This is a genomic window from Trinickia mobilis (assembly GCF_017315705.1).
GTDB classification, from domain to species: Bacteria; Pseudomonadota; Gammaproteobacteria; order Burkholderiales; family Burkholderiaceae; genus Trinickia_A; species Trinickia_A mobilis.
In genome coordinates, this window is the sequence record NZ_JAFLRF010000014.1 from 124,122 (window position 1) to 146,202 (window position 22,081).

General features: G+C 65.5%; 20 protein-coding genes. 9 read left to right on the top strand and 11 right to left on the bottom strand.

Features of this window, described 5'->3' with window-relative positions; translation table 11 throughout:
• Positions 1-12: 12 nt before the first annotated feature.
• The gene (locus tag J3489_RS20530) at positions 13-897 is read right to left on the bottom strand and encodes an alpha/beta fold hydrolase (RefSeq protein WP_207001075.1); all 885 of its coding nucleotides are present in this window, start codon (positions 895-897) and stop codon (positions 13-15) included.
• Between the two features lie 77 nt (positions 898-974).
• Positions 975-1,835, bottom strand: a complete 861-nt coding sequence (locus J3489_RS20535) for a ferritin-like domain-containing protein (protein WP_374193467.1) — start codon at positions 1,833-1,835, stop codon at positions 975-977.
• Between the two features lie 199 nt (positions 1,836-2,034).
• On the opposite strand from J3489_RS20535, the gene J3489_RS20540 reads away from it, so the two are divergent.
• The 3 genes from J3489_RS20540 (at position 2,035) to J3489_RS20550 (ending at position 4,055) form a co-directional block, all read left to right on the top strand.
• Positions 2,035-2,559 (top strand): gamma carbonic anhydrase family protein, encoded by a 525-nt coding sequence (locus J3489_RS20540; protein ID WP_207001077.1) that lies wholly within the window; start codon positions 2,035-2,037, stop codon positions 2,557-2,559.
• Positions 2,560-2,591: 32 nt separating this feature from the next.
• Positions 2,592-3,542: an Hsp33 family molecular chaperone HslO gene (hslO, locus tag J3489_RS20545; RefSeq protein WP_207001078.1), complete on the top strand. Its 951-nt coding sequence runs from the start codon at positions 2,592-2,594 to the stop codon at positions 3,540-3,542.
• A gap of 123 nt (positions 3,543-3,665) precedes the next feature.
• Positions 3,666-4,055: a hypothetical protein gene (locus tag J3489_RS20550; protein ID WP_207001079.1), complete on the top strand. Its 390-nt coding sequence runs from the start codon at positions 3,666-3,668 to the stop codon at positions 4,053-4,055.
• Positions 4,056-4,076: 21 nt separating this feature from the next.
• Here J3489_RS20550 and ftsB read toward each other — a convergent pair whose 3' ends face one another.
• The 9 genes from ftsB to J3489_RS20595 form a co-directional block, all read right to left on the bottom strand.
• Complete coding sequence (ftsB, locus tag J3489_RS20555) at positions 4,077-4,541, bottom strand: cell division protein FtsB (RefSeq protein WP_207001080.1); 465 nt, start codon at positions 4,539-4,541, stop codon at positions 4,077-4,079.
• An 82-nt stretch (positions 4,542-4,623) separates the two neighbouring features.
• Entirely contained in the window at positions 4,624-5,907 is a 1,284-nt protein-coding gene (gene eno / locus J3489_RS20560; protein ID WP_207001081.1) for a phosphopyruvate hydratase, read from the bottom strand.
• A gap of 102 nt (positions 5,908-6,009) precedes the next feature.
• The gene (gene kdsA, locus J3489_RS20565) at positions 6,010-6,864 is read right to left on the bottom strand and encodes a 3-deoxy-8-phosphooctulonate synthase (protein WP_207001082.1); all 855 of its coding nucleotides are present in this window, start codon (positions 6,862-6,864) and stop codon (positions 6,010-6,012) included.
• A 199-nt stretch (positions 6,865-7,063) separates the two neighbouring features.
• A complete protein-coding gene (gene pyrG, locus J3489_RS20570; protein WP_207001083.1) occupies positions 7,064-8,725 on the bottom strand; it encodes a CTP synthase in 1,662 nt (553 codons plus the stop codon).
• A gap of 223 nt (positions 8,726-8,948) precedes the next feature.
• Positions 8,949-9,764 (bottom strand): alpha/beta fold hydrolase, encoded by an 816-nt coding sequence (locus tag J3489_RS20575; RefSeq protein ID WP_207001084.1) that lies wholly within the window; start codon positions 9,762-9,764, stop codon positions 8,949-8,951.
• 104 nt (positions 9,765-9,868) lie between these two features.
• Positions 9,869-12,361, bottom strand: a complete 2,493-nt coding sequence (locus tag J3489_RS20580) for a DNA internalization-related competence protein ComEC/Rec2 (RefSeq protein ID WP_207001104.1) — start codon at positions 12,359-12,361, stop codon at positions 9,869-9,871.
• Between the two features lie 91 nt (positions 12,362-12,452).
• A complete protein-coding gene (locus J3489_RS20585; protein ID WP_207001106.1) occupies positions 12,453-13,241 on the bottom strand; it encodes a TatD family hydrolase in 789 nt (262 codons plus the stop codon).
• Between the two features lie 37 nt (positions 13,242-13,278).
• Positions 13,279-14,004 (bottom strand): lipoprotein-releasing ABC transporter ATP-binding protein LolD, encoded by a 726-nt coding sequence (gene lolD, locus J3489_RS20590; protein ID WP_242540164.1) that lies wholly within the window; start codon positions 14,002-14,004, stop codon positions 13,279-13,281.
• 19 nt (positions 14,005-14,023) lie between these two features.
• The gene (locus tag J3489_RS20595; RefSeq protein WP_207001110.1) at positions 14,024-15,277 is read right to left on the bottom strand and encodes a lipoprotein-releasing ABC transporter permease subunit; all 1,254 of its coding nucleotides are present in this window, start codon (positions 15,275-15,277) and stop codon (positions 14,024-14,026) included.
• 279 nt (positions 15,278-15,556) lie between these two features.
• On the opposite strand from J3489_RS20595, the gene J3489_RS20600 reads away from it, so the two are divergent.
• From J3489_RS20600 to lysS, 6 genes are all read left to right on the top strand, one after another.
• Positions 15,557-16,636, top strand: coding sequence for a regulator (locus tag J3489_RS20600; protein WP_207001112.1), 1,080 nt, complete (start codon positions 15,557-15,559; stop codon positions 16,634-16,636).
• A gap of 70 nt (positions 16,637-16,706) precedes the next feature.
• On the top strand, positions 16,707-18,422 hold the full coding sequence (gene recJ, locus J3489_RS20605; protein WP_207001114.1) for a single-stranded-DNA-specific exonuclease RecJ: 1,716 nt from the start codon (positions 16,707-16,709) through the stop codon (positions 18,420-18,422).
• Between the two features lie 97 nt (positions 18,423-18,519).
• Positions 18,520-18,756, top strand: a complete 237-nt coding sequence (locus J3489_RS20610; protein ID WP_207001115.1) for a FitA-like ribbon-helix-helix domain-containing protein — start codon at positions 18,520-18,522, stop codon at positions 18,754-18,756.
• Positions 18,743-19,159, top strand: coding sequence for a type II toxin-antitoxin system VapC family toxin (locus J3489_RS20615; RefSeq protein ID WP_207001116.1), 417 nt, complete (start codon positions 18,743-18,745; stop codon positions 19,157-19,159). The genes J3489_RS20610 and J3489_RS20615 overlap by 14 nt, the downstream gene beginning before the upstream one ends.
• Before the next feature lie 90 nt (positions 19,160-19,249).
• A protein-coding gene (gene prfB, locus J3489_RS20620; protein ID WP_207001117.1) for a peptide chain release factor 2 occupies positions 19,250-20,354 on the top strand; the annotation gives its coding sequence in 2 pieces (ribosomal slippage) (positions 19,250-19,330 and positions 19,332-20,354; 1,104 coding nt in all).
• Between the two features lie 145 nt (positions 20,355-20,499).
• The gene (gene lysS / locus J3489_RS20625; protein ID WP_207001118.1) at positions 20,500-22,026 is read left to right on the top strand and encodes a lysine--tRNA ligase; all 1,527 of its coding nucleotides are present in this window, start codon (positions 20,500-20,502) and stop codon (positions 22,024-22,026) included.
• Positions 22,027-22,081: the final 55 nt, after the last annotated feature.

The window sequence follows — 22,081 nt, forward strand, 5'->3', positions numbered from 1 at the left end:
GCGTCGGGCGATTTACGCGCAGAAACCTTCGATCAACGCAGCGATCTGCTCGGGCCGATCGTGATGCACCATATGGCCGGCACCGACGATGACTTGCTCGCGCCAGTCGGGAAACGCGCGGAATCGCGCCTTGTATTCGTCAAGCGGGATGTCGCCGGCGAGCATCGCGAGCGTCGGCGAGCCCGCCGCCTCGACGTGCAGCACTTTCGCGCGGACGTTCGCCCAGACGGCCATCACCTCGTCGAGCCGGTACAGGAGCGGTCCGCGTTGCTTGTGCGCGGGGTCCGCGAGCAGCACGCAGCGGCCGTCGGCATCGGGCTTCGACCAGTGCTGCGCAAGAAAGCGCGCGCGTTCCGGCGCGAGGCGCGGATTGGTCTTGATCAGGCGCGCCGCGACCTCTTCCACGGATGCGTAGCTGCGCAGCGTCGGCGGTTCGCGCAGCTCGTCGAGCCACGCGCCGAGCCGGCACGGCATCTGCGACGCCTTGGCCGGCGCGAGACCGAATCCCTCCAGGTCCACCACCCGGCGCACCCGTTCCGGGCGCGCGCCGGCGTACAGGCACGCCACGTTCGCCCCCATGCTGTGGCCGACGAGGTTGACCGGCCCGGCCGGCGCATAGTGGTCGAGCAACGCATCGAGATCGGCGAGGTAATCGTGAAACCAGTAGCTGCCGCCGCCACGCTCGGCTGCCGGCCAGTCCGACAGGCCGAAACCGCGTGCATCCGGCGCGATCACCTGCCAGTCGCCGCCGAGCGCATCGACGACAAACTGGAACGACGCAGAAATATCCATCCAGCCATGCAGCATGAAGAGCGTGGGCGCGCCGGCGCTGCCCCAGCGGCGCACGTGCAGCCGGATGCCGCGCACGGTGACGAAGTCGGATTCTGAAGCGTTCATGGCGCCGCTAAAAAAGAATGATCGTTCGATTGTATCGAGACAAGTGGATTTCGGCGCGGCGCGATGTGCCGATATTTTCAGTGCCGGCTGCGGGCGGACCGATGCGCTGTCCCAGTGTCGCGTTGCGCAAGCGCCGCCAGTTCGGCGTCGTCGAATCCCGCTTCGCGGCGCGCGTCGAAGTTAAACGGGCCGCGCAGCTTCGGCGCGCGATATTGCTCCGCCAAGCGGACATAGGTTTGATGCGGGTCGAGCGCGTCCCGCTCGCACAGATGGCGGAACCAGCGGTTGCCGATCAGCACGTGGCCGATCTCGTCGTGCAGGATCACGTCGAGAATCGCCGCCGACACCTCGTCGCCTGCCTGCACGAGCCGCGCGCGAATCGGCGGCGACGCGTCGAGACCGCGGGCCTCGAGCGTGCGCGGCACGAGCGCCATGCGCGCCAGCACGTCGCCGCGCGTGCGCTCGCACATATCCCACAGACCGTCGTGCGCCGGGAAATCGCCGTAGGCGTGGCCGAACTCCGCGAGCCGCGCGCAGAGAAGCGAAAAGTGATGCGCTTCTTCCGACGCGACTTTCAGCCAGTCGGCGTAGAACGTCTCCGGCATGCCGGCAAAGCGCCACACCGCATCGAGCGCGAGGTTGATCGCATTGAATTCGATATGGGCAAGCGCATGCAGCAGCACCGCCCGGCCTTCCGCCGACTGCATGCTGCGCCTTTGCAGGAGACGCGGCTCGACGAGCAGCGGACGCTCGGGACGCCCCGGCAGTCCCGAAGGCTCGGCAATCACGGCCGACGGCAGACCAGCCGCCTCATGCGCAATGACGCGCGCATACAGTGCGCGCGCCGCTTCGGCTTTCGCCTTCGGATCGCGCTCCAGCAGTGCCGAAAGCGCCGCGCTGCGCGCGCAAGCGGCACCGGAAACGGAAGAAGCAACCAACGTCATGAATCGTGGAATGAAATAGAACGACTGGCGCGGCCCCGCCCACTTGCCCGGACCTTCCCGCGTAACCGTTTACAATATGCGATTGACCGACCACCCGGCGCCTCGAGTGCGGCGAAAGCTGCCGTTTTCGAGCGCTGCTGCCGTGCGCGCCATTGTACCGGCCGCCCCGGCGCTTTCCCCGAGGACTCACACTGTGGCGATTTACAAGCTCGGCGATGCCGCCCCCACTATCCATGAAAGCGTGTTCGTCGCGGATACGGCGACGATCATCGGCAAAGTCTCGCTGGAGGAAAACGCGAGCATCTGGTTCGGCGCAGCGCTGCGCGGCGACAACGAACCAATCACCGTCGGCGCGGGCAGCAATGTTCAGGAAGGCGCGGTACTTCACACGGACCCGGGCTATCCGCTGACGATCGAAGCCAACGTAACGGTCGGCCACCAGGCGATGCTGCACGGCTGCACGGTCAAGGAAGGCGCGCTGATCGGCATACAGGCGGTGCTCTTGAATGGTGCCGTAATCGGCCGCAACTGTCTGGTTGGCGCAGGCGCCGTCGTGACGGAAGGCAAGGTCTTTCCGGACAACTCGCTGATTCTCGGCGCGCCTGCGAAAGCGGTGCGCCAACTGGCTGACGCCGAGATCGCCGGGATGCGCCGGAATACGGAGAACTACGCCGAGCGCCGCGAATATTTCAAGGCGCAGCTCGTGCGGATCGGCTGATTGGACGGGCGCCATCAAATCAAGGAAAAGTCGTGGACGACCAGTTGCAAAAATTCATGTTCAGCGCGGCGCCGGTGCGCGGCGAAATCGTTTCGCTGCGCAACACGTGGCAGGAAGTGCTCGCGCGCCGTCACTACCCGGCGCCCGTGCGGGACGTGCTCGGGGAAATGATGGCGGCGTGCGCGCTGCTGTCGGCAAATCTGAAGTTCGACGGCACGCTCATCATGCAGGTCTTCGGCGACGGCCCGGTCAAGATGCTGGTCGTGCAGTGCAATTCGAATCTGACGATGCGCGCGACGGCGAAGTTTGCGGGCGATTCCTCCGATGCGATCCGCCACGACACCTCGTTCGTCGAGCTCTTGAACGTCGGCGGCCACGGACGCTGCGTGATCACGCTCGATCCGGCGGACAAGAAGCCGGGCCAGCAGCCCTATCAAGGCATCGTGCCGCTGAACGGCGAAGACGGCCCGCTCACCTCGATGGCGCAGGTGCTCGAACACTACATGCATCACTCGGAGCAGCTCGACACGCGGCTGTGGCTCGCGGCGAATACGGAGCGCGCGGTCGGCATGCTGCTGCAGAAACTGCCCGGCGACGGCGGCATCGTCCCGCATGCCGGCGAGCTCGATACCGATACCTGGGAGCGCGTGTGCACGCTCGGCGGCACGCTTTCGCAGGACGAACTGCTGAAAGAAGCGCCGGAGACAGTCTTCAAGCGCCTTTTCTGGCAGGAAAACGTCCAGCACTTCAAGCCTGCCGCCGCACGCTTCGAATGCACGTGCTCGCGCGAGAAAGTCGGCGCGATGCTCAAGATGCTCGGGCGCGAGGAAGTCGACGGCGTCCTCGAGGAGCGCGGCCATGTCGAGATTCATTGCGACTACTGCAATCAGCGCTATGAGTTCGACTCTGTCGACGTCGCGCAGCTCTTCGTCGCGAGCGCGATCGCGGCCGGCGTGTCGCCGGCGGCCGAGCAGCGCCACTAGGAAACGCGTCGTGGGCCGGCGCTTGGCCGCTTAAGGGCGGCGCCTTATTCTTGAGAATAAGGCGCCGCTGCGGCTTGGATGCAGCAGCCGCGTCGCTTCAGCCTGCAGTAGTGGGAGGTCAAAATGATAAGTAAGCGTTCCGGTCTCTCGTCATCGGCGACATTGCAGACCGTCATGGTGCTATCGACGCTCGCTGGCGGTGTCCTGCTGTCAGGCTGCTCGCTGGACCCTCAGGTTCCAGCGCCTATTCTGAGCCGGCTCCCGCCGAGCCAGTCCGGCGCGGCCCTCGCGCCGCCACTCAGCGCCGAGGAAAAGCAGCGCTACGATACGATCGATAAGCAGGTGCTCCAGGAACAGAACGAAGCGATGGCCGCGGAGGCCTGGGCACGTTACTACGGGCCCTACTACACCACGCCCTACTACTATCCCGCGCCGGTCGTGTACGGCGGCTATTACAGCGGCTGGAGCACGGGTATCGGGTTCGGGTACGGATCGCCGGGCTGGTGGTGGTAGCGCGCCCGCGCGGAATCCGCGTCAGCCTGTGTGCTTCGTCTTACCTTTGTCTTTTTCCTTGGACGATGCGTCCTTGGCCTTCTTGTCGCCGCGCTTCTTATCCGGCTTCACGCGCGATACCGGATTCGGCACGACGCTCACGGGCGCCGCAGAGACCTCGCCGCGCGTCGACGTGTTGTTCAAAGCCGTCGATGTCGGCGCGGGCAGCGGCTGATTCGGCGACACGAACTGCACGAACACCTCGCCGTCCTTGACCATGCCCATCTCGTAGCGGGCGCGCTCTTCGACCGCTGCGGTGCCGTTCTGCAGATCCTGCACCTCGCCTTCGATCCGCTCGTTGCGCAGCTTCTCGTCGGTGTTCTTTTGCTGCTGCTGCGAGAGCTCCTGGCGCAATTCGTGGACACGCAGCCAGCCGCCGTGCCCCCACCAAAGCGGATATTGAATCAGCGCGAGCAGGACAATCAGGACAACAGTGACGAGCCGCATGCAAAGTGCCGGTTAAATAAACGCCGCCCTGCGCTATACGCAGGGCGGCGGGCAAATCAATTGACGAAGTATAACGAGATAATCAGCGCAGATTATAGAACGTCGACTTGCCCGGATAGCTGGCGATATCGCCCAGATCTTCTTCGATGCGCAGCAGCTGGTTGTACTTCGAGATACGGTCGCTGCGCGACAGCGAGCCCGTCTTGATCTGGCCGGCGTTCAGGCCGACGGCGATATCGGCGATCGTCGAATCTTCCGTTTCGCCCGAGCGATGCGAAATCACCGCGGTGTAGCCCGCGCGCTTCGCCATTTCGATCGCCGCGAAGGTTTCCGTCAGCGTGCCGATCTGGTTGATCTTGATGAGGATCGAGTTCGCGATGCCCTTCTCGATGCCTTCCTTCAGGATGCGCGTGTTCGTCACGAACAGGTCGTCGCCGACGAGCTGGATCTTCTTGCCGAGCTTGTCGGTCAGCAGCTTCCAGCCGGCCCAGTCGCTTTCGTGCATGCCGTCTTCGATCGACACGATCGGGAATTTATCGGCGAGCGTCGCGAGGTAGTCGGTGAATTCGGCCGACGACAGTTGCAGGCCTTCGCCAGCCAGTTGGTACTTGCCATCGTGGTAGAACTCGCTGGCCGCGCAGTCGAGTGCGAGCAGCACGTCTTCGCCCGCGCGATAGCCCGCTTTTTCGATCGCTTGCAGGATCGTCGACAGGCACTCGTCGTTGCTGCCGAAGTTCGGCGCGAAGCCGCCTTCGTCGCCCACCGCCGTGCTCATGCCGCGGTCGGACAGGATCTTTTTGAGCGCATGGAACACTTCCGCGCCGCAACGCAGCGCTTCGCGGAACGTGGGCTGGCTGACCGGAACGATCATGAATTCCTGGATGTCCAGGCTGTTGTTCGCGTGCGCGCCGCCGTTGACGATGTTCATCATCGGCACCGGCAGTTGCATCGCGCCCGAGCCGCCGAAGTAGCGATAGAGCGGCAGGCCGGCTTCTTCGGCGGCAGCCTTCGCGACCGCCATCGACACGGCCAGCATCGCATTCGCGCCGAGGCGCGACTTGTTGTCGGTGCCGTCGAGCTCGAGCAGCGTTTTGTCGAGGAACGCTTGTTCCGAGGCGTCGAGGCCCATGATCGCTTCGGAGATTTCGGTGTTGATATGCTCGACCGCCTTTAACACGCCCTTGCCGCCGTAGCGGCCGGTTTCGCCGTCGCGCAGCTCGATCGCCTCGCGCGAGCCCGTCGACGCGCCCGACGGCACGGCCGCACGGCCCATCGTGCCCGACTCCAGCAGCACGTCGCACTCGACAGTCGGGTTGCCTCGCGAATCCAGAATCTCGCGACCGATGATATCTACGATTGCACTCATGGTTTCCTCAATATTTGACGTTGAATCTTCACAGTGTTGAAGGCGCCGGGCGCAGGTCGGCTGTCGGACGCACCCGCCGGCCGTCGGGTGCGTCAGGGGGCATCAGTTGAAATCGCTTTCGAGCAGCGGTGCGCGCTTGACGGCCTGATCGAGTGTGACCAACGTTTCGAGCAGATCGCCCATCCGGTTGAGCGGCACCGCGTTCGGGCCGTCCGATTTGGCTTGCGCCGGGTTCGGATGGGTCTCCATGAAGAGGCCCGCCACGCCGGTTGCCACCGCCGCGCGCGCCAGCACCGGCACGAACTCGCGCTGGCCGCCCGAACTCGTGCCCTGACCGCCCGGCAATTGCACCGAATGCGTCGCGTCGAACACGACCGGCGCGCCGGTCTCGCGCATGATCGCAAGCGAGCGCATGTCCGACACGAGGTTGTTGTAGCCGAACGATACGCCGCGCTCGCACGCGAGGAAGCGGTCTTCCGACAGCCCCGCTTCGCGCGCGGCGTCGCGGGCCTTGTCGATCACGTTCTTCATGTCGTGCGGCGCGAGGAACTGGCCCTTCTTGATGTTGACCGGCTTGCCCGAACGCGCGCATGCGTGGATGAAGTCGGTTTGGCGGCACAGGAACGCGGGCGTCTGCAGCACGTCGACGACCGACGCGACCGCTTCGATTTCCTCTTCGCCGTGCACGTCGGTCAGCACCGGCAGACCGAGCTGCTTTTTCACTTCGGAGAGAATGCGCAGCCCTTCGTCCATGCCGAGGCCGCGGAACGACTTGCCCGAGCTGCGATTGGCCTTGTCGTACGACGATTTATAGATGAACGGGATATTCAGCTTTGCGCAGATTTCCTTGAGACGGCCTGCGGTATCGATCGTCATCTGCTCCGATTCGACGACGCACGTGCCCGCGATCAAAAAAAACGGCTTGTCGAGACCGACTTCGAAATCGCAAAGATTCATGTTGCCTCCCGCTGGGCCGCCCCGAGGGGCGAAGCTGGGAATTCGCGGAGCACCGCTCCGCGCCTGCGCAGCCCGCCGGCTTTGCAAAGCCGGCCGTGGACGGCAACAGCCCCCACGGGGGGCGCTTTGCATGGGACCGGAGTAAGCGCTAAAGCGCTAACTCCGGTCGACAACGAACGATAGTGAGCGTGGGGGCCGTTCATGCTCGCTCCTCGACGCGCGCCTCGCTATGCACGCGCGCCGCTTCGACGAATGCCTTGAAGAGCGGATGGCCGTCGCGCGGCGTGGACGTGAATTCCGGGTGGAACTGCACGCCGACGAACCACGGGTGCATGCTACGCGGCAACTCCATCATCTCCGGCAGGTCCTCGCTCGGGGTACGGGCGCTGATGATAAGCCCGCCCGCTTCGAGCTGGGGCACGAAGCGGTTATTGACCTCATAACGGTGACGGTGACGCTCGTTGACGTCCTTGCCGTAGATCTCTTCGGCCATCGTGCCCGGCTTGATCGGGCAGCGCTGCGAGCCGAGGCGCATCGTGCCGCCGAGGTCGGATTCCTCGGTGCGCTTCTCGACGCGGCCTTCGCGGTCGTACCACTCGGAGATCAGCGCGACCACGCGGTTTTCGGTGTTCGGATCGAACTCGGTGCTGTTGGCGTCCTTCAGCCCGACGACATCCCGTGCGAATTCGATCACGGCGAGCTGCATGCCGAGGCAGATGCCGAGGTAGGGCACCTTTGCTTCGCGTGCATAGCGGATCGCGGCGATCTTGCCTTCCGTGCCGCGCCGGCCGAAGCCGCCCGGCACGAGCACCGCGTCGAGGTGCTTCAAGCTCTCGACGCCTTCGGCTTCGATCTGCTCGGAGTCGATGTATTCGATGTTGACCTTCGTCGACGTGTGGATCGACGCATGGCGCAACGCTTCGATCAGCGACTTGTACGACTCGGTCAGATCGACGTACTTGCCGACCATGCCGATCGTCACTTCATTGCGCGGGTGCTCGAGCTTCTCGACGAGATCCGTCCACATCGCCAGGTCGGCCGGATTCGGCGCGAGCTTGAGTTCGTCGCAGATGATGCTGTCGAGGCCCTGGTCGTGCAGCATCTGCGGAATCTTGTAGATGCTGTCGACATCCCACACCGAGATCACCGCGTCTTCCGGCACGTTCGAAAAGAGCGAGATCTTCTTGCATTCGTCGTCGGGGATCTTGCGGTCCGCGCGGCACAGGAGCACGTGCGGCGAGATGCCGATCTCGCGCAGCTTCTGCACGCTGTGCTGGGTCGGCTTCGTCTTCAGTTCGCCCGCGGTCGCGATGTACGGCACGAGCGTCAGGTGGACGAAGCACGCGCTGTTGCGGCCGAGGCGCAGGCTCATCTGCCGCGCGGCTTCGAGGAACGGCAGCGATTCGATGTCACCCACCGTGCCGCCCACTTCGACGATCGCGACATCCGGCTCACCGCACGTCGCCGACGCGGCGCCGCGTTCGATGAACGCCTGGATCTCGTTCGTGATGTGCGGAATCACCTGTACGGTCTTGCCCAGATAATCGCCGCGGCGTTCCTTGCGGATCACCGATTCGTAGATCTGCCCGGTCGTGAAGTTGTTGGCCTTGCGCATCTTCGTGCTGATGAAGCGCTCGTAGTGGCCGAGGTCGAGGTCCGTTTCAGCGCCGTCTTCCGTCACGAAGACTTCGCCGTGTTGAAACGGGCTCATCGTGCCGGGGTCGACGTTGATGTAGGGATCGAGCTTGAGGAGGGTGACTTTGAGACCGCGCGATTCGAGGATCGCGGCGAGGGAGGCGGCGGCAATACCCTTGCCGAGGGAAGACACTACGCCGCCGGTGACAAAAACATATTTGGTCATCGCTGAATGCTCGCGGGAAAAACGGATTATACCGTAAAGGCAGGCTCCAACCCAGCAAATGGCGGGCGATCAGCACGCGTTCCCGCAACAATTTGCGCACGCCCGCGCAGTCCTCTAACGGACACGGCGCATGTGACGCCGTCGTGACGGCCGGGCGCGGAGACTCCCCTTGCTTGCCTCGAATGCCGGGTGCGTGCCGCTTCCCTGCGGCGTCAATCTCGCTTCACGCGGCACTCAGTTCGCGCGCCTGCAATTCCCGCAACGCGCGCTGCAGGGCGCGCGCTGTTTCGAGCGGTTTTTCCATCGGGAACAAATGACTGCCGTCGAGCCATTCGATGTGCCCGCCCGTCACACGCCGCGTGGCGTCGAGCCCGACCTGCCGGATCTCCTTCGAATGCCTGCCGGCGACGAACGCGACCGGCACCGGCGCGCCGTGCGCAAGCCGGGCGCCGAGCGTGCGCGGCAGCGTCCGGTAGATCAGGTATTCGACCTGGCGGTCGAACGCGAGCGTGCGGGACCCGTCGGCGGCGGTCTGCGGGATGCCGAAGTCGATGTAATCGGAGAGCACGCGCTCGTCCCAGCGCGCGAACGCCGCCTTCGAGTGGAAATGGCGCCACGCTTCGTCGCGGCTCGCCCATTGCGTGCGGCGCGTGCGCGTCGCGGCCGCGGGCGAGAGCCGCTCGTCGAGCCCCGTCCATTGCGTCACGCGCAGCACATTCGCGCGCCAGCCCGCGATCACAGGCGAATCGAGCATCACGACACCGCGCACCCATTGCGGCCGTTTCAACGCCGCCATCAGCGACAGATACCCGCCGAGCGAATGGCCGACGAGCCAGACCGGATGCTGATAAGTGCGGTCGATGTCTTCGAGCAATTGCTCGACGAGGTGCGGCCAGTCGCTCGTGACCGGGTAGCGCGCGTCGTGGCCGATGCGCTCGATGTAGCGCAGTTCGTAGTCGTCGGCGAGCTCCGCGAAGATCGTGCGGTAAGTGGACGCCGGAAAGCCGTTCGCGTGCGAGAAATGGATGATGTTTTTCACGCGCCGCTGCCTCCTGATGGTTGTCTGCGCGTGCATCATGCGTGCGCGCAAGTGCGGTCTTGGTCTTGGCGTTGATCTCGTGTCTGCGCTTTCAGCTCGGCTCATCAATCCATCCAATAGCGGCGATGCGTCTCGCGGTAGCGTTCGAGCACGAGCGCGCCACCCGCGGATTCGATGCGTACCGCACCGTCGCTGTCGCTGCGGGTCAGCTCGATGCCGCGCGCCATGTAGCGCGCCCACACGCTTGAATTCGGATGGCGAAAGCGATTGAGATAGCCTACCTGAAATACCGCAATCAGCGGATCAATAGAGTCGAGGAACGGTTCGGTCGACGAGCTCTTGCTGCCGTGGTGCGGCACGACGAGCACCTGTGCGCGCAGCGCATCGGGCGCGCGGGCGACGAGCACCCGTTCGGACGGCCCATCGACGTCGCCGGTAAGCAGCGCCGACATGCCGGGAGCCCAGACGCGCAGCACGCACGACTGCGCGTTCGACACTTTCGGGAGCGGCCCCGCGTCGGGCCAGAGCATCGTGAATTCGACGCCGTCCCATTGCCAGCGCTGGCCGGCTGCGCAGCGCAGCGTCTCGGCGCCTGTCATGCGCGCCGCGGCCCACAGACGATTCGACGGCGGCAGGCCGGCAAGCAGTTGGCGGACAGAAATCGCTTGCAGCACAGCACCGGCGCCACCGGCGTGATCGGAATCGGCATGGCTGATCACGAGCGCATCGAGCACCGGTACGCCATTGCCCTGCAGGAACGGCACGACGATGCGCTCGCCCGCGTGGGTCGATTCCGGGCCGGGACCGGTGTCGAACAAGAGCGCGTGGCGCGCCGTTTCGACGAGGATCGACGCGCCTTGGCCGATGTCGAGCGCAGTCACGCGGAACGTGCCCGCAGGCGGCCCGGCCGGCGGCGGCATGACGAGCGGAAGCCACGTCAGAGGCGCGGCCCAGCGAAGCGGCCAGCCGCGCGGCATGAGGCACCAGAGGACGCCGGCCGCGGCGGCCAAGAGCGCCAACGTGTCCGGCTGCGGCAAACGCCACAGGGCCCAAGCCGGGCCCGACAGCGCCTGCAGCGCGGCCGCCAGCGCGTCGACGAGCGCATGTGCGGCGTGAAACGCCCATGCGTCGAACGGTGCGGGCAACACCACGCCTGCCAGCACGACCGGCGTCACGAGCACACTCACCCACGGAATCGCGAATGCATTCGCAAACGGGCCGATCAGAGGAATCTGCGAAAACCAGTACGCCGTGAGCGGCGCGAGCCCTATCGTCACGGCATATTGAACGCGTGCGGCGCTCAGCAATCGCTCGCGCAAGCGTGTCAGCCCTCGGCGCACGGCGGCGAGCGCTCGCGAAACGCGCGACGTCGGACGCTCGTCGTCTTCCCACTGCCGCTCCGCTCGCACGCGCAGGCGTCCGTGCACGACGAGCAAGATCGCCGCTACCGCGCAAAACGACAGCCAGAAACCGGGCGTGACCACTGCCCAAGGATCGGCGATCAGCACGATCGCCAACGCCCACGCAAGCACCAGCGACGGCGCCACGCTGCGCCCGCTCACAAACGCGAGGCTCACTATCGTCAGCATCCACAGCGCACGCTGCGCGGGCACGTTGAAGCCGGCGAGCGCGGCATAGAACGCGGCGAACGCCGCCCCCGCTACTGCGGCGACGATTTGCGCAGGCACGATGAGCGGCCAGTCGCGGCGACTCACGCGCGCGAGCAAACACGAGCGTCGCCAAAGCCATCCGGCGATCGTCGCGCACAGGCCCGCCACGAGGCCGATATGCAAACCCGAAATCGCAATCAGATGGCTCGTGCCGGTGTTGCGCATCAAGAGCCAATCGTCGGCGCTGACCGCATCCTGCGCGCCGACCGCGAGCGCCGTCACGATGCCGCGATGAGGCGCTTCGGTCAGCACAGCGCCGATGCGCGCACGCAGCGCGAAGCGCCAGCGATCGATCGTCAACGCCAGCCCGCCTGCTCTGCCGGGCAAGCGCTGCGCAGCCGATGCCGCCGAGACATACCCCGTCGCACGGACGTTGCGCGCAAGCAGCGCAGCTTCAGGATCGCGTACACCGAAGTTCGCGTTGCCATGCGGCCGCTTCAAGCGCACGGTCAGCCGCCAGCGAGCGCCGGGGACCAGCATCGGCAGCGCGTCCGGCGTGCGCGTGCGATCGATCCATGTCAGTTGAATCGTGGGAGGGAAATGCGAAATGCCGGTCATGCGCTGCACCTCGTCCGTGTCGACAGCGAACGGGAACCGCGCGCCGTTTGCGTCGCGTGCGGGCAATCCGCGGACATGGCCGGTCAAGTCGATGTCGCGCCCCTCCCACGACACCGGCAACGCATCGCGCAAACGGATCTCGGCCCGCCACGCGGCATAGCCGAAACCCGCCAGCGCCGCTGCAAAAACAGCCGCGCAAATTCGGGCGCTGCGAAGCCAACGCGCTTCTCGCTTGAACGCCCATCCCGCACACGCAATTGCCGCGGCGAGCGATGCCGCACCGACGCTCCATTGCAACGCGCCCGGCAAAGCCGCCTGCTGCTGCAATACGAAGACGCCCACCGCAAATCCGCACAGAACCGCCCGCATCCGCCCTCCCTTCGAAAGGCGCCGCGCCGCGCACGAGCCATGGATGAGATGCCGCGCGCGAGTCCGGCGCAGCGCGAACCACAGGAAACGATTATGCGGACGAAAGCGCGAGCCGCGGCAGCGCAGCGCGCGCGTTAGCCATTGTGCCAAGTGCGAGTTCGATTTCGCCGATGCCGCGCAGCTCGGCAAGCACGGTGCCGATGCGCGGAATCTGGTCGGGGGTATTGCGCTCTTTGTAGCGCCATGCGGGCGGGATATCGGGCGCATCGGTTTCGAGCACGATCGCCTCGAGCGGCAACTGCTCCGCCAGACGCCGAATCTGCAGTGCACGCTCGAACGTGACGTTTCCGCCGAAGCCCAAATGCATCCCGTGTTCGATGAACGCGTGCGCCTGCTGGAAACTGCCGTTGAACGCATGCGCGATGCCGCGGCGCACGGCATGCCGGCGCAAGCCCTTCAACACCTGGTCCTGCGACTTGCGCACATGGCAGATCACCGGCAGATCGAATTCGCGCGCGAGCTTCAATTGCTCGTTGTAGAAGAACTGCTGCCGCGCGTCGTCGAGCCCCGGCACGAAGTAGTCGAGGCCGATCTCGCCGATACCGACGAAGCGCGGATCCGCCAGACTCGCTTCGATCTCCCTGCGCAGCACGTCGAGATCGGCATCGGCCGCGCGCGGCGTGTAAAGCGGATGGATGCCTAGCGCGTAGACCGCGCCCGGGACACGCTGCGCGAGCTCACGCACGGTCTCGAAGTGGCTGCGCTCGACGCCGGGAATCACGATGCGCGACACGCCTGCCTCCTGCGCCGCGCGAACGAGTTCGTCGCGGTCCGCGTCGAACTCGGGGGCGTCGAGATGGCAGTGCGTATCAATCCACATGGCGAGGCGGGTTTCGCGCGGCAGCGGGACGAAAGCGTCAGACCGGCACCGACGGCTCTTCTTGCAACCCGCCGTCTCGCAGGCGCATGATGCGATCGCACCGCGCGGCGAGGTCCGTGTCGTGCGTGACGATCACGAAGCTCGTGTCGAGCTTTTCCGACAGTTCGAGCATCAGGTTGAACACGGCGTCTGCCGTGCTGCCGTCGAGGTTGCCGGTGGGCTCGTCGGCCAGCACGCAAGCGGGTTTGGTGACGAGCGCGCGCGCAATCGCGACGCGCTGCCGCTCGCCGCCCGACAGCTCGCCCGGCCGATGCTTCGCACGATGCGCAAGGCCGACGCGCTCGAGCGTCGCCAGGGCTTCGCGGCGCGAGTCGTCCGTCGACATGCGCCGGATGCGCAACGGCATCGCCACGTTGTCGAGCGCGCTGAACTCAGGCAACAGATGGTGGAACTGATAGACGAAGCCGAGCGCCCGGTTGCGCAGGTCGTTACGCTCGCGCTCGGCAAGCTTCGTGAACGGCTTGCCGAGCAGCGACACCTGCCCCGCGGTCGGGTCGTCGAGCCCGCCGAGCACATGCAGCAGCGTGCTCTTGCCCGAACCCGAAGCGCCGACGATCGCGAGCTTCTCGCCGCGCCGCACCGATAGCTGCGCATTGCTCAGCACCGGGACGTTGAGCCCCCCCTGGATGAACGCTTTCGAAATGCCGCTCGCTTCGAGCACGAAATCGTTTGAATTTTTTTCCAATGCCGTGGTGCCCGTCATGGGTTGTTCGATGACTTGTTCATTCATAGCGCAGCGCCTCCGCCGGACGCACCTTCGCGCCGCGCCAGCTCGGATAGAGCGTCGCCAACGCCGACAGCACGAAAGCGATGACGCCGATCCTGACGACATCCCCCGGCACGAGTTCGGACGGCAGTTCGCTGATGAAGTAGACCGATGGCGGCAGGAACTGCACGTGGAGCAGATGCTCGATCATCGGCACGAGCCACGGGATGCTCCACGCGATCAGGCAGCCGAGCGCGACGCCCGTCGCCGTGCCGGCGAAACCGATCGTGATGCCCTGCACGACGAAGATCTTCATGATCGAGCCGGGCTGCGCGCCGAGCGTGCGCAGGATCGCGATGTCGGCCTGCTTGTTGGTGACGGTCATCACGAGCGACGACACGAGGTTGAACGCCGCCACCGCGATGATCAGCGTGAGGATGATGAACATCATCCGCTTTTCGATCTGCACCGCCGAGAACCAGGTCTTGTTCTGCTGCGTCCAGTCGCGGATGTAGAGATCGCCTGACAGTTGATGCGTGAGCTCCTGCGCGACCTGCGGCGCCTTTTGCATGTCGGTGAGGCGCAGCCGCACGCCGGTCGGCGCGGGCAGGCGGAAGAGCGCCTCGGCGTCGCGGATGTTGATGAGCGCGAGCGTACTGTCGTATTCGTAGTGGCCCGATTCGAACACGCCGACCACGGTGAACTGCTTCAGGCGCGGCAGCATGCCGGCCGGCGTGATCGTGCCTTCGGGCGCGACGAGCGTGACTTTGTCGTCGACCGTCACGCCGAGGCTCGCGGCGAGGTCGGCGCCGAGCACGATGCCGAACGAGCCCGGTTCGAGCGCGTTCAGGCTGCCGGCCCGCATCTCCTTGCCGATGTCGGACACCTGCGGCTCGAGCGACGGCTCGACGCCGCGCAGCGCGACGCCGCTCACGGCGTCCTGGCGCGTGAGCAGCGCCTGCGCGTCGACATACGGCGCCGCGCCGATCACTTCCTTGTTCTGCCTGGCCTCCTGCGCGGTCAATTGCCAATTGGGCATCGAACCGGTGGGCGAGAAAATTTCGACGTGCGCGAGCACCGACAGCATGCGGTCCCGCACGTCCTTCTGGAAGCCGTTCATCACCGACAGCACGACGATCAGCGCCGCGACGCCGAGCGCGATGCCCGACACCGAAACGAGCGCGATGAACGAGATGAAGCCGTTGCCGGTCGTGCGTTTGCCGGCGCGCGTATAGCGCCAGCCGATCTGCCATTCGTAGGGAAGTTTCAAGCGAATCCTTAATGTGTTCTTTCGGCGTGCGGGGTAGCGACTCGCGAATATCGCGTGAGACGCGCATCCAGTGGGCCCGGTCGCCGCGCGCAACCACGCCTGCAATGATACGCGGCCCCTCGCCGGACGGATTCGGGCCGCCCTTCGAAACGCTTTGATGCAATGCAAAAGACCGGCGTTTCCCGATTCCGTATCGCGGCCCGCGGATCGCGAAAATACTCGCCGCTGGAGCGTTAGCTGCCGCCTGCGCCGTCAATCAAGCGCGAAGTTTGCCATACAATGCGCACCATCATGCACGCCAACCGCCTCCATTTCCTGCTGCCCTTCGCGCTGCCGACGGCCGCCGACGCTTCAACCGCACTGCACAACCTGGAGAGCCCGGCGCTCGGAAAGCTGCTGGCGCGCGCAAGCCTCGTCGAGCGCGTCGCCGGTGAAGATTTTCAGCGCACGCTGCCGCACGAGCGCTGGGTCGCGCGCCAGTTCGGCGCCGTCGCCTCGAGCGCCGACGACGAGGCGCCGCTTGCGCCCTATATGTTGCTCGCCGACGGCGGCACGCCCGGCGACGCCGTGTGGGCCTGCGTGCAGCCGGTTCACGTGCGCATCGCTCACGATCACCTCGTGCTGATCGACCCGGCCTCGCTAGAGCTGTCCGACGACGAAGCCGCGACGCTTCTCGCCGTCGCCAAGCCTCTCGTCGAGGAACTCGGCGTGCGCATCGAAGCGCCACGTCCGGCGCGCTGGTACCTGTCGAGCGAGTCGTTCGGCGCGCTTGCCGGTGCGTCTCCGCTGCGGGCGAGCGGACGCAACATCGAGATCTGGCTGCCGCACGAGGCGCATACCGGGCAGCGCTCGCGCGCCTGGATGAAGCTGCAAAACGAAGTGCAGATGGCGTGGTTCGAGCATCCTGTGAACGAAGCGCGCGAGGCGCGCGGGCTGCCTGCGGTCAATTCGATCTGGATGCACGCGCAGGGCACGGCGCAAGCGGTCAAGAGCCCGTTTGCGCGCGTGCTGTCCGATGCCGCCGCCACATGCGGCCTCGCGCTTGCCGCGGGTGTCGAAGCGGGCCCGCCGCCCGCCTCGTTCGGCTCGCTGCCAGCGGCGGCCGGCGGCGCCACGCTGATCGAGCTGGACCCGTTCTCGTCGCCCTTCATCGAGCAGGACTGGGCGCGCTGGAACACGGCGCTGAACGCGCTCGAACGCGATTGGTTTGCGCCTGCGCTCGCCGCGCTGCAGGCGGGCCGCATCGGCGAACTTGGCATGACGCTCTGCGGCGACACCGGCTCGTCGACGCTGACCGTCACGCGCGGCGACCTGCGCAAATTCTGGCGCCGCCGCATGCTGGCGTCGCTCTTCGAATGAAACACGCCGGGCGATCGGCTCTTCGCGCGACGCCGCGCGCGATCGCCCGCTCCTTTTTTGGCTCCGCCGCATGACCCGAATCGTGACCCGCGCGTCGTCTCCCGCCGACGCGCAAGCGCTGATCCGCCACGGACTTCACCCCGTGCTCGCTCGCTTGTACGCCGCCCGCGGCGTGTGCCAGCCCGACGAAATCGAAACCGCCCTTGCGCGGCTCGTGCCGCCGCAGAGTCTCAAGGGCTGCGCCGATGCCGCCATCCTGCTCGCCGATGCGCTCGAGCAGAATCGGCGCATGCTCGTCGTGGCCGACTACGACTGCGACGGCGCCACCGCATGCGCCGTCGCCGTGCGCGGCCTGCGCATGTTCGGCGCGCAGATCGATTTCCTCGTGCCGAACCGCTTCGAATACGGCTACGGACTCACGCCCGAGATCGTCGAGCTCGCGGCACAGCGCAAGCCCGGCAAGCCCGATCTGCTGATCACGGTCGACAACGGCATCGCGAGCGTCGACGGCGTCGAAACGGCGAACGCGCTCGGCATCGACGTGCTCGTCACCGATCACCACCTGCCCGGCGAGGCGCTGCCGAACGCGCGCGCGATCGTCAATCCGAATCAGCCGGGCTGCGCGTTTCCGAGCAAGTGCATCGCGGGCGTCGGCGTGATGTTCTACGTGCTGCTGGCGTTGCGCGCCGAGTTGCGCAAGCGCGGCGTATTCGGCACGGATGCCGGCCAGCGGCCCGAGCCGCGCCTCGACGGCCTGCTCGATCTGGTCGCGCTCGGCACCGTAGCGGACGTCGTCAAGCTCGACGGCAACAACCGCGTGCTGGTCGCGCAAGGGCTGCAGCGCATCCGCAACGGCCGCATGCAGCCGGGCATCGCCGCCCTCTTCCGCGCTGCCGCACGCGACGCGAGAAGCGCATCGGGCTTCGATCTCGGCTTCGCGCTCGGACCGCGCCTGAACGCGGCCGGGCGCCTTTCCGACATGTCGCTCGGCATCGAATGCTTGACGACCGACGACGTCGGCCGCGCCTGGGAACTCGCGCAGCAGCTCGACGCGATGAACCGCGAGCGCCGCGAAATCGAAGCGGGCATGCAGCAGCAAGCGCTCGAAGACCTGTCGTCGGTCGATCCGGCGGGCACCGCCACCATCACGCTTTTCAATCCGAACTGGCACCAGGGCGTGATCGGCATCGTCGCCGGGCGCCTCAAAGAAAAATTTCACCGCCCTGCGTTCACGTTCGCACCCGCCGACGACGGCGGCACGCTCGTCAAGGGCTCGGGCCGCTCGATCGCGGGCTTCCATCTGCGCGATGCGCTCGATTTGATGGCCAAGCGCGAGCCCGGTCTCATCATCAAGTTCGGCGGCCACGCGATGGCGGCCGGCGTCACGCTCGCCGCCGCCGATATCCCGCGCTTTACCGCCGCATTCGAAGCCGTCGGCCGCGAGTGGCTGACCGACGACGCGCTTGCGCGCGTGATCGAAACCGATGGCGACCTCGAGGACGCGTACTTCACGCCGCAGTTCGTCGAGATGCTCGACGCCGCGGTCTGGGGCCAGGGGTTTCCGGCTCCGGTGTTTTCGAGCAAGTTCGACATCGCCTCGCAGGCGCTCGTGAAGGACAAGCACTTGAAGCTGCAACTCGCGCGCGGCCGCCAGCGTTTTTCCGCGATCTGGTTCAACCACACCGACCCGCTGCCTGCGCGCGCGACGCTGGCCTACCGGCTTGCGAGCGATACGTGGAATGGCGTTTCGCGCGTGCAGCTGATCGTGGAGCACGCAGCGGACTGACAGCGGCGCATGAACGCGCCCTAGTCCGTTCGGACGAGCGTTACACGCCCCCGCAAAACCGCTATCATTGCTATCAACGATAGCAATGGAGGTGGCAATGGCAAATCTGCTGGTTCGCGGCATCGACGACGCACTCGTGCAAAGCCTGCGTGAGCAAGCCGCGGCTCACGGTCGCAGCGCCGAAGCCGAGCATCGCGCGATCCTGTCGCAGGCGCTGCGGCGCGTGAAGCGCAAGAGTCTGGCCGAAGTCCTGATGGCGATGCCGAACGTCGGCGAAGACGCCGATTTCGAACGCGTTGGCGACTCGACCCAGGCCGCGAATGTATTTGGTTGATACGAACGTCATCAGCGAGGCGAGAAAGCGCGAGCGCGCAAACAAGGGCGTGCGCGCCTTCTTTCGTCAGACGGCCAAGGATTCGGCCGATCTGTATTTGTCGGTGGTGACGGTCGGCGAATTGCGGCGCGGCATCGAACTGATCCGCCATCGAGGCGACGCGAAACAGACCGCGCTGCTCGAAAAATGGCTCGATGCCTTGTTGAGTGACTTCGCGCAGAACATTCTTCCGATCGACGCCGATATCGGCCAAGTCTGGGGCGCCCTGCGCGCGCCGCACGCGGAGCACGCGATCGACAAGCTGATCGCCGCCACCGCGCTGATTCACGATCTGACCGTCGTCACGCGCAATGTCGACGATTTCATCGGCACCAGGGTCAACGTTCTCAATCCGTTCGAGTGAGCGCCGCGCGCGCCGAACCCCGTCCGGACCGCCGTCCTGCCATGGCGATCGGCTATAATTTCTTCTTTTTACGAAGCAGAAAAGATCGACATGGAAGCGGAACGTCTCAACGCGATCGAAAGCTCTCTCGCGGACCTGCGCCATCGCGCGGGCGAGCTACGGGGGTATCTTTGACTACGACGCCAAGGCGTCGCGCCTAGCCGAAGTCAACAAGGAACTCGAAGACCCGAACGTCTGGAACGACTCGAAGCACGCCCAGGCGCTCGGCAAGGAAAAGAAGCTGCTCGATGGCGTCGTCACGACGCTCTCGGCGCTCGATAACGACCTGCGCGACACGCAGGATCTCTTAGACATGGCCCGTGAGGAAGGCGACGACGACACGCTCGTCGCCTGCGAAGCCGACGCCGGCGCGCTCGAGGGACGCGTCGCCGACATGGAATTCCGTCGGATGTTCTTGAACCCGGCCGACCCAAACAATGCCTTCATCGACATTCAAGCCGGCGCCGGCGGCACAGAAGCGTGCGACTGGGCATCGATGCTGCTGCGCCAGTATCTGCGCTACTGCGAGCGCAAGGGCTTCAAGGTGGAAGTGCTCGAAGAATCGGAAGGCGACGTCGCCGGCATCAAGAGCGCGACAATCAAGGTCGAAGGCGAATACGCGTACGGTTTCCTGCGCACCGAAACGGGCATTCACCGCCTCGTTCGCAAATCGCCGTTCGATTCGTCGGGCGGCCGTCACACATCGTTCTCGTCGGTGTTCGTGTACCCGGAAATCGACGATTCGTTCGAGGTCGACATCAACCCGGCCGATCTGCGCATCGATACGTTCCGCGCCTCGGGCGCGGGCGGCCAGCACATCAACAAGACCGATTCGGCCGTGCGGATCACGCACATGCCGACCGGCATCGTCGTGCAGTGCCAGAACGACCGCTCGCAGCACCGCAACCGCGCCGAAGCGATGGCGATGCTGAAATCGCGCCTGTACGAAGCGGAAATGCGCAAACGCCAGTCCGAGCAGGACAAGCTCGAGTCGAGCAAGTCCGACGTGGGGTGGGGCCACCAGATCCGCTCGTACGTGCTCGACAACAGCCGCATCAAGGATCTGCGCACCAACGTCGAAATCAGCAACACCAAGAGCGTGCTCGACGGCGATCTCGACGAGTTCATCAGCGCCAGCCTCAAGCAAGGCGTGTAACTATCGACGGCGCGGCTGTTCCAGCCGCGCCGCATTGTTTCCAGCGTCAAGCGTGCACGTAGCCGCAGCCGTGCGTTTCGTTTCCTCGGCTCTCGCGAGGCTGCATCCCGCGCCAACGCTTTCCATCTTCGAATAGCCAATCATCATGACCGAACCGACCCAGCCGAGCGCCGTGCCCGAACAGGACGACAACCAGATCATCGCCGAGCGCCGCGAGAAGTTGCGTGCGCTGCGCGAGCGCGGCGTGGCCTTCCCGAACGACTTCCGTCCGACGCATCAAGCCGGCGACCTGCAGACGGCCTACGCGGACACCGACAAGGACGCGCTCGAAGCGACCGCGCTCAACGTGGCCGTCGCCGGCCGAATGATGCTCAAGCGCGTGATGGGCAAGGCGAGCTTCGCGACGGTGCGCGACGGCTCGGGCCAGATCCAGTTCTTCGTCACGCCGGCCGACGTCGGCGAAGAGACCTACGAAGCGTTCAAGAAGTGGGACCTCGGCGACATCGTCGCGGCGCGCGGCCTGCTCTTTCGCACCAACAAGGGCGAGCTGTCGGTGCGCTGCACGGAGCTGCGTCTCTTGTCGAAGGCGCTGCGTCCGCTGCCGGACAAGTTCCACGGCCTGGCTGACCAGGAAATGCGCTATCGCCAGCGCTACGTCGACCTGATCGTCACGCCCGAAGCGCGCAAGACGTTCGTGGCGCGCACGAAGGCGGTGTCGTCGATCCGCAAGTTCATGTCGGATGCGAGCTTCATGGAAGTCGAGACGCCGATGCTCCACCCGATTCCGGGCGGCGCGGCGGCCAAGCCGTTCGTCACGCACCATAACGCCCTCGACATGCAGATGTTTCTGCGCATCGCGCCAGAGCTCTATTTGAAGCGGCTGATCGTCGGCGGCTTCGAGCGCGTGTTCGAGATCAACCGGAATTTCCGTAACGAAGGCGTGTCGCCGCGTCACAACCCGGAATTCACGATGATGGAGTTTTACGCCGCGTACACCGACTACACCTGGCTGATGGACTTCACCGAACAGTTGATCCGCCAGGCGGCGATCGACTCGCTCGGCACCGCGACGATCACCTACCAGGGCCGCGAGCTCGATCTGGGCAAGCCGTTTCATCGCCTGACGATCACGCAAGCCATCCAGAAGTACGCGCCGCAATACACCGACGGCCGGCTCTCGGACAGCGCCTTCCTGCGCACCGAGCTGAAAAAGTTCGGCGTCGACACGAACCAGCCGGCGTTCCGGAACGCCGGCGTCGGCGCGCTGCAGCTCGCGCTATTCGAAGAGACGGCAGAAGCCCAGTTGTGGGAGCCGACCTACATCGTCGACTACCCGATCGAAGTGTCGCCGCTCGCGCGTGCATCGGACACGCGCGAAGGCGTCACCGAGCGCTTCGAACTGTTCATGACGGGCCGCGAGATCGCGAACGGCTTCTCGGAGCTGAACGATCCGGAAGATCAGGCCGCGCGTTTCAAGAAGCAGGTCGAGCAGAAGGACGCCGGCGACGAAGAAGCGATGTTCTACGACGCCGACTACATCCGCGCGCTCGAATACGGCATGCCTCCGACGGGCGGCTGCGGCATCGGCATCGACCGCCTCGTGATGCTCCTGACCGACAGCCCGAGCATCCGCGACGTGATCCTCTTCCCGCACCTGCGCCGCGAAGACTGATGCGCCCCTAAGCTGATATTTGTAACTATCGGTAAATGCTGCCCGATGCAGTTTG

What these genes read in the sequence shown, in the direction of transcription:
- J3489_RS20530 (WP_207001075.1), bottom strand. Translation starts at nt 897, where the DNA reads ATGAACGCTTCAGAATCCGACTTCGTCACCGTGCGCGGCATCCGGCTG.
- J3489_RS20550 (WP_207001079.1), top strand. Translation starts at nt 3,666, where the DNA reads ATGATAAGTAAGCGTTCCGGTCTCTCGTCATCGGCGACATTGCAGACC.
- ftsB (WP_207001080.1), bottom strand. Translation starts at nt 4,541, where the DNA reads ATGCGGCTCGTCACTGTTGTCCTGATTGTCCTGCTCGCGCTGATTCAA.
- eno (WP_207001081.1), bottom strand. Translation starts at nt 5,907, where the DNA reads ATGAGTGCAATCGTAGATATCATCGGTCGCGAGATTCTGGATTCGCGA.
- kdsA (WP_207001082.1), bottom strand. Translation starts at nt 6,864, where the DNA reads ATGAATCTTTGCGATTTCGAAGTCGGTCTCGACAAGCCGTTTTTTTTG.
- pyrG (WP_207001083.1), bottom strand. Translation starts at nt 8,725, where the DNA reads ATGACCAAATATGTTTTTGTCACCGGCGGCGTAGTGTCTTCCCTCGGC.
- J3489_RS20580 (WP_207001104.1), bottom strand. Translation starts at nt 12,361, where the DNA reads ATGCGGGCGGTTCTGTGCGGATTTGCGGTGGGCGTCTTCGTATTGCAG.
- J3489_RS20585 (WP_207001106.1), bottom strand. Translation starts at nt 13,241, where the DNA reads ATGTGGATTGATACGCACTGCCATCTCGACGCCCCCGAGTTCGACGCG.
- lolD (WP_242540164.1), bottom strand. Translation starts at nt 14,004, where the DNA reads ATGACGGGCACCACGGCATTGGAAAAAAATTCAAACGATTTCGTGCTC.
- J3489_RS20600 (WP_207001112.1), top strand. Translation starts at nt 15,557, where the DNA reads ATGCGCACCATCATGCACGCCAACCGCCTCCATTTCCTGCTGCCCTTC.
- recJ (WP_207001114.1), top strand. Translation starts at nt 16,707, where the DNA reads ATGACCCGAATCGTGACCCGCGCGTCGTCTCCCGCCGACGCGCAAGCG.
- J3489_RS20610 (WP_207001115.1), top strand. Translation starts at nt 18,520, where the DNA reads ATGGCAAATCTGCTGGTTCGCGGCATCGACGACGCACTCGTGCAAAGC.
- J3489_RS20615 (WP_207001116.1), top strand. Translation starts at nt 18,743, where the DNA reads ATGTATTTGGTTGATACGAACGTCATCAGCGAGGCGAGAAAGCGCGAG.
- lysS (WP_207001118.1), top strand. Translation starts at nt 20,500, where the DNA reads ATGACCGAACCGACCCAGCCGAGCGCCGTGCCCGAACAGGACGACAAC.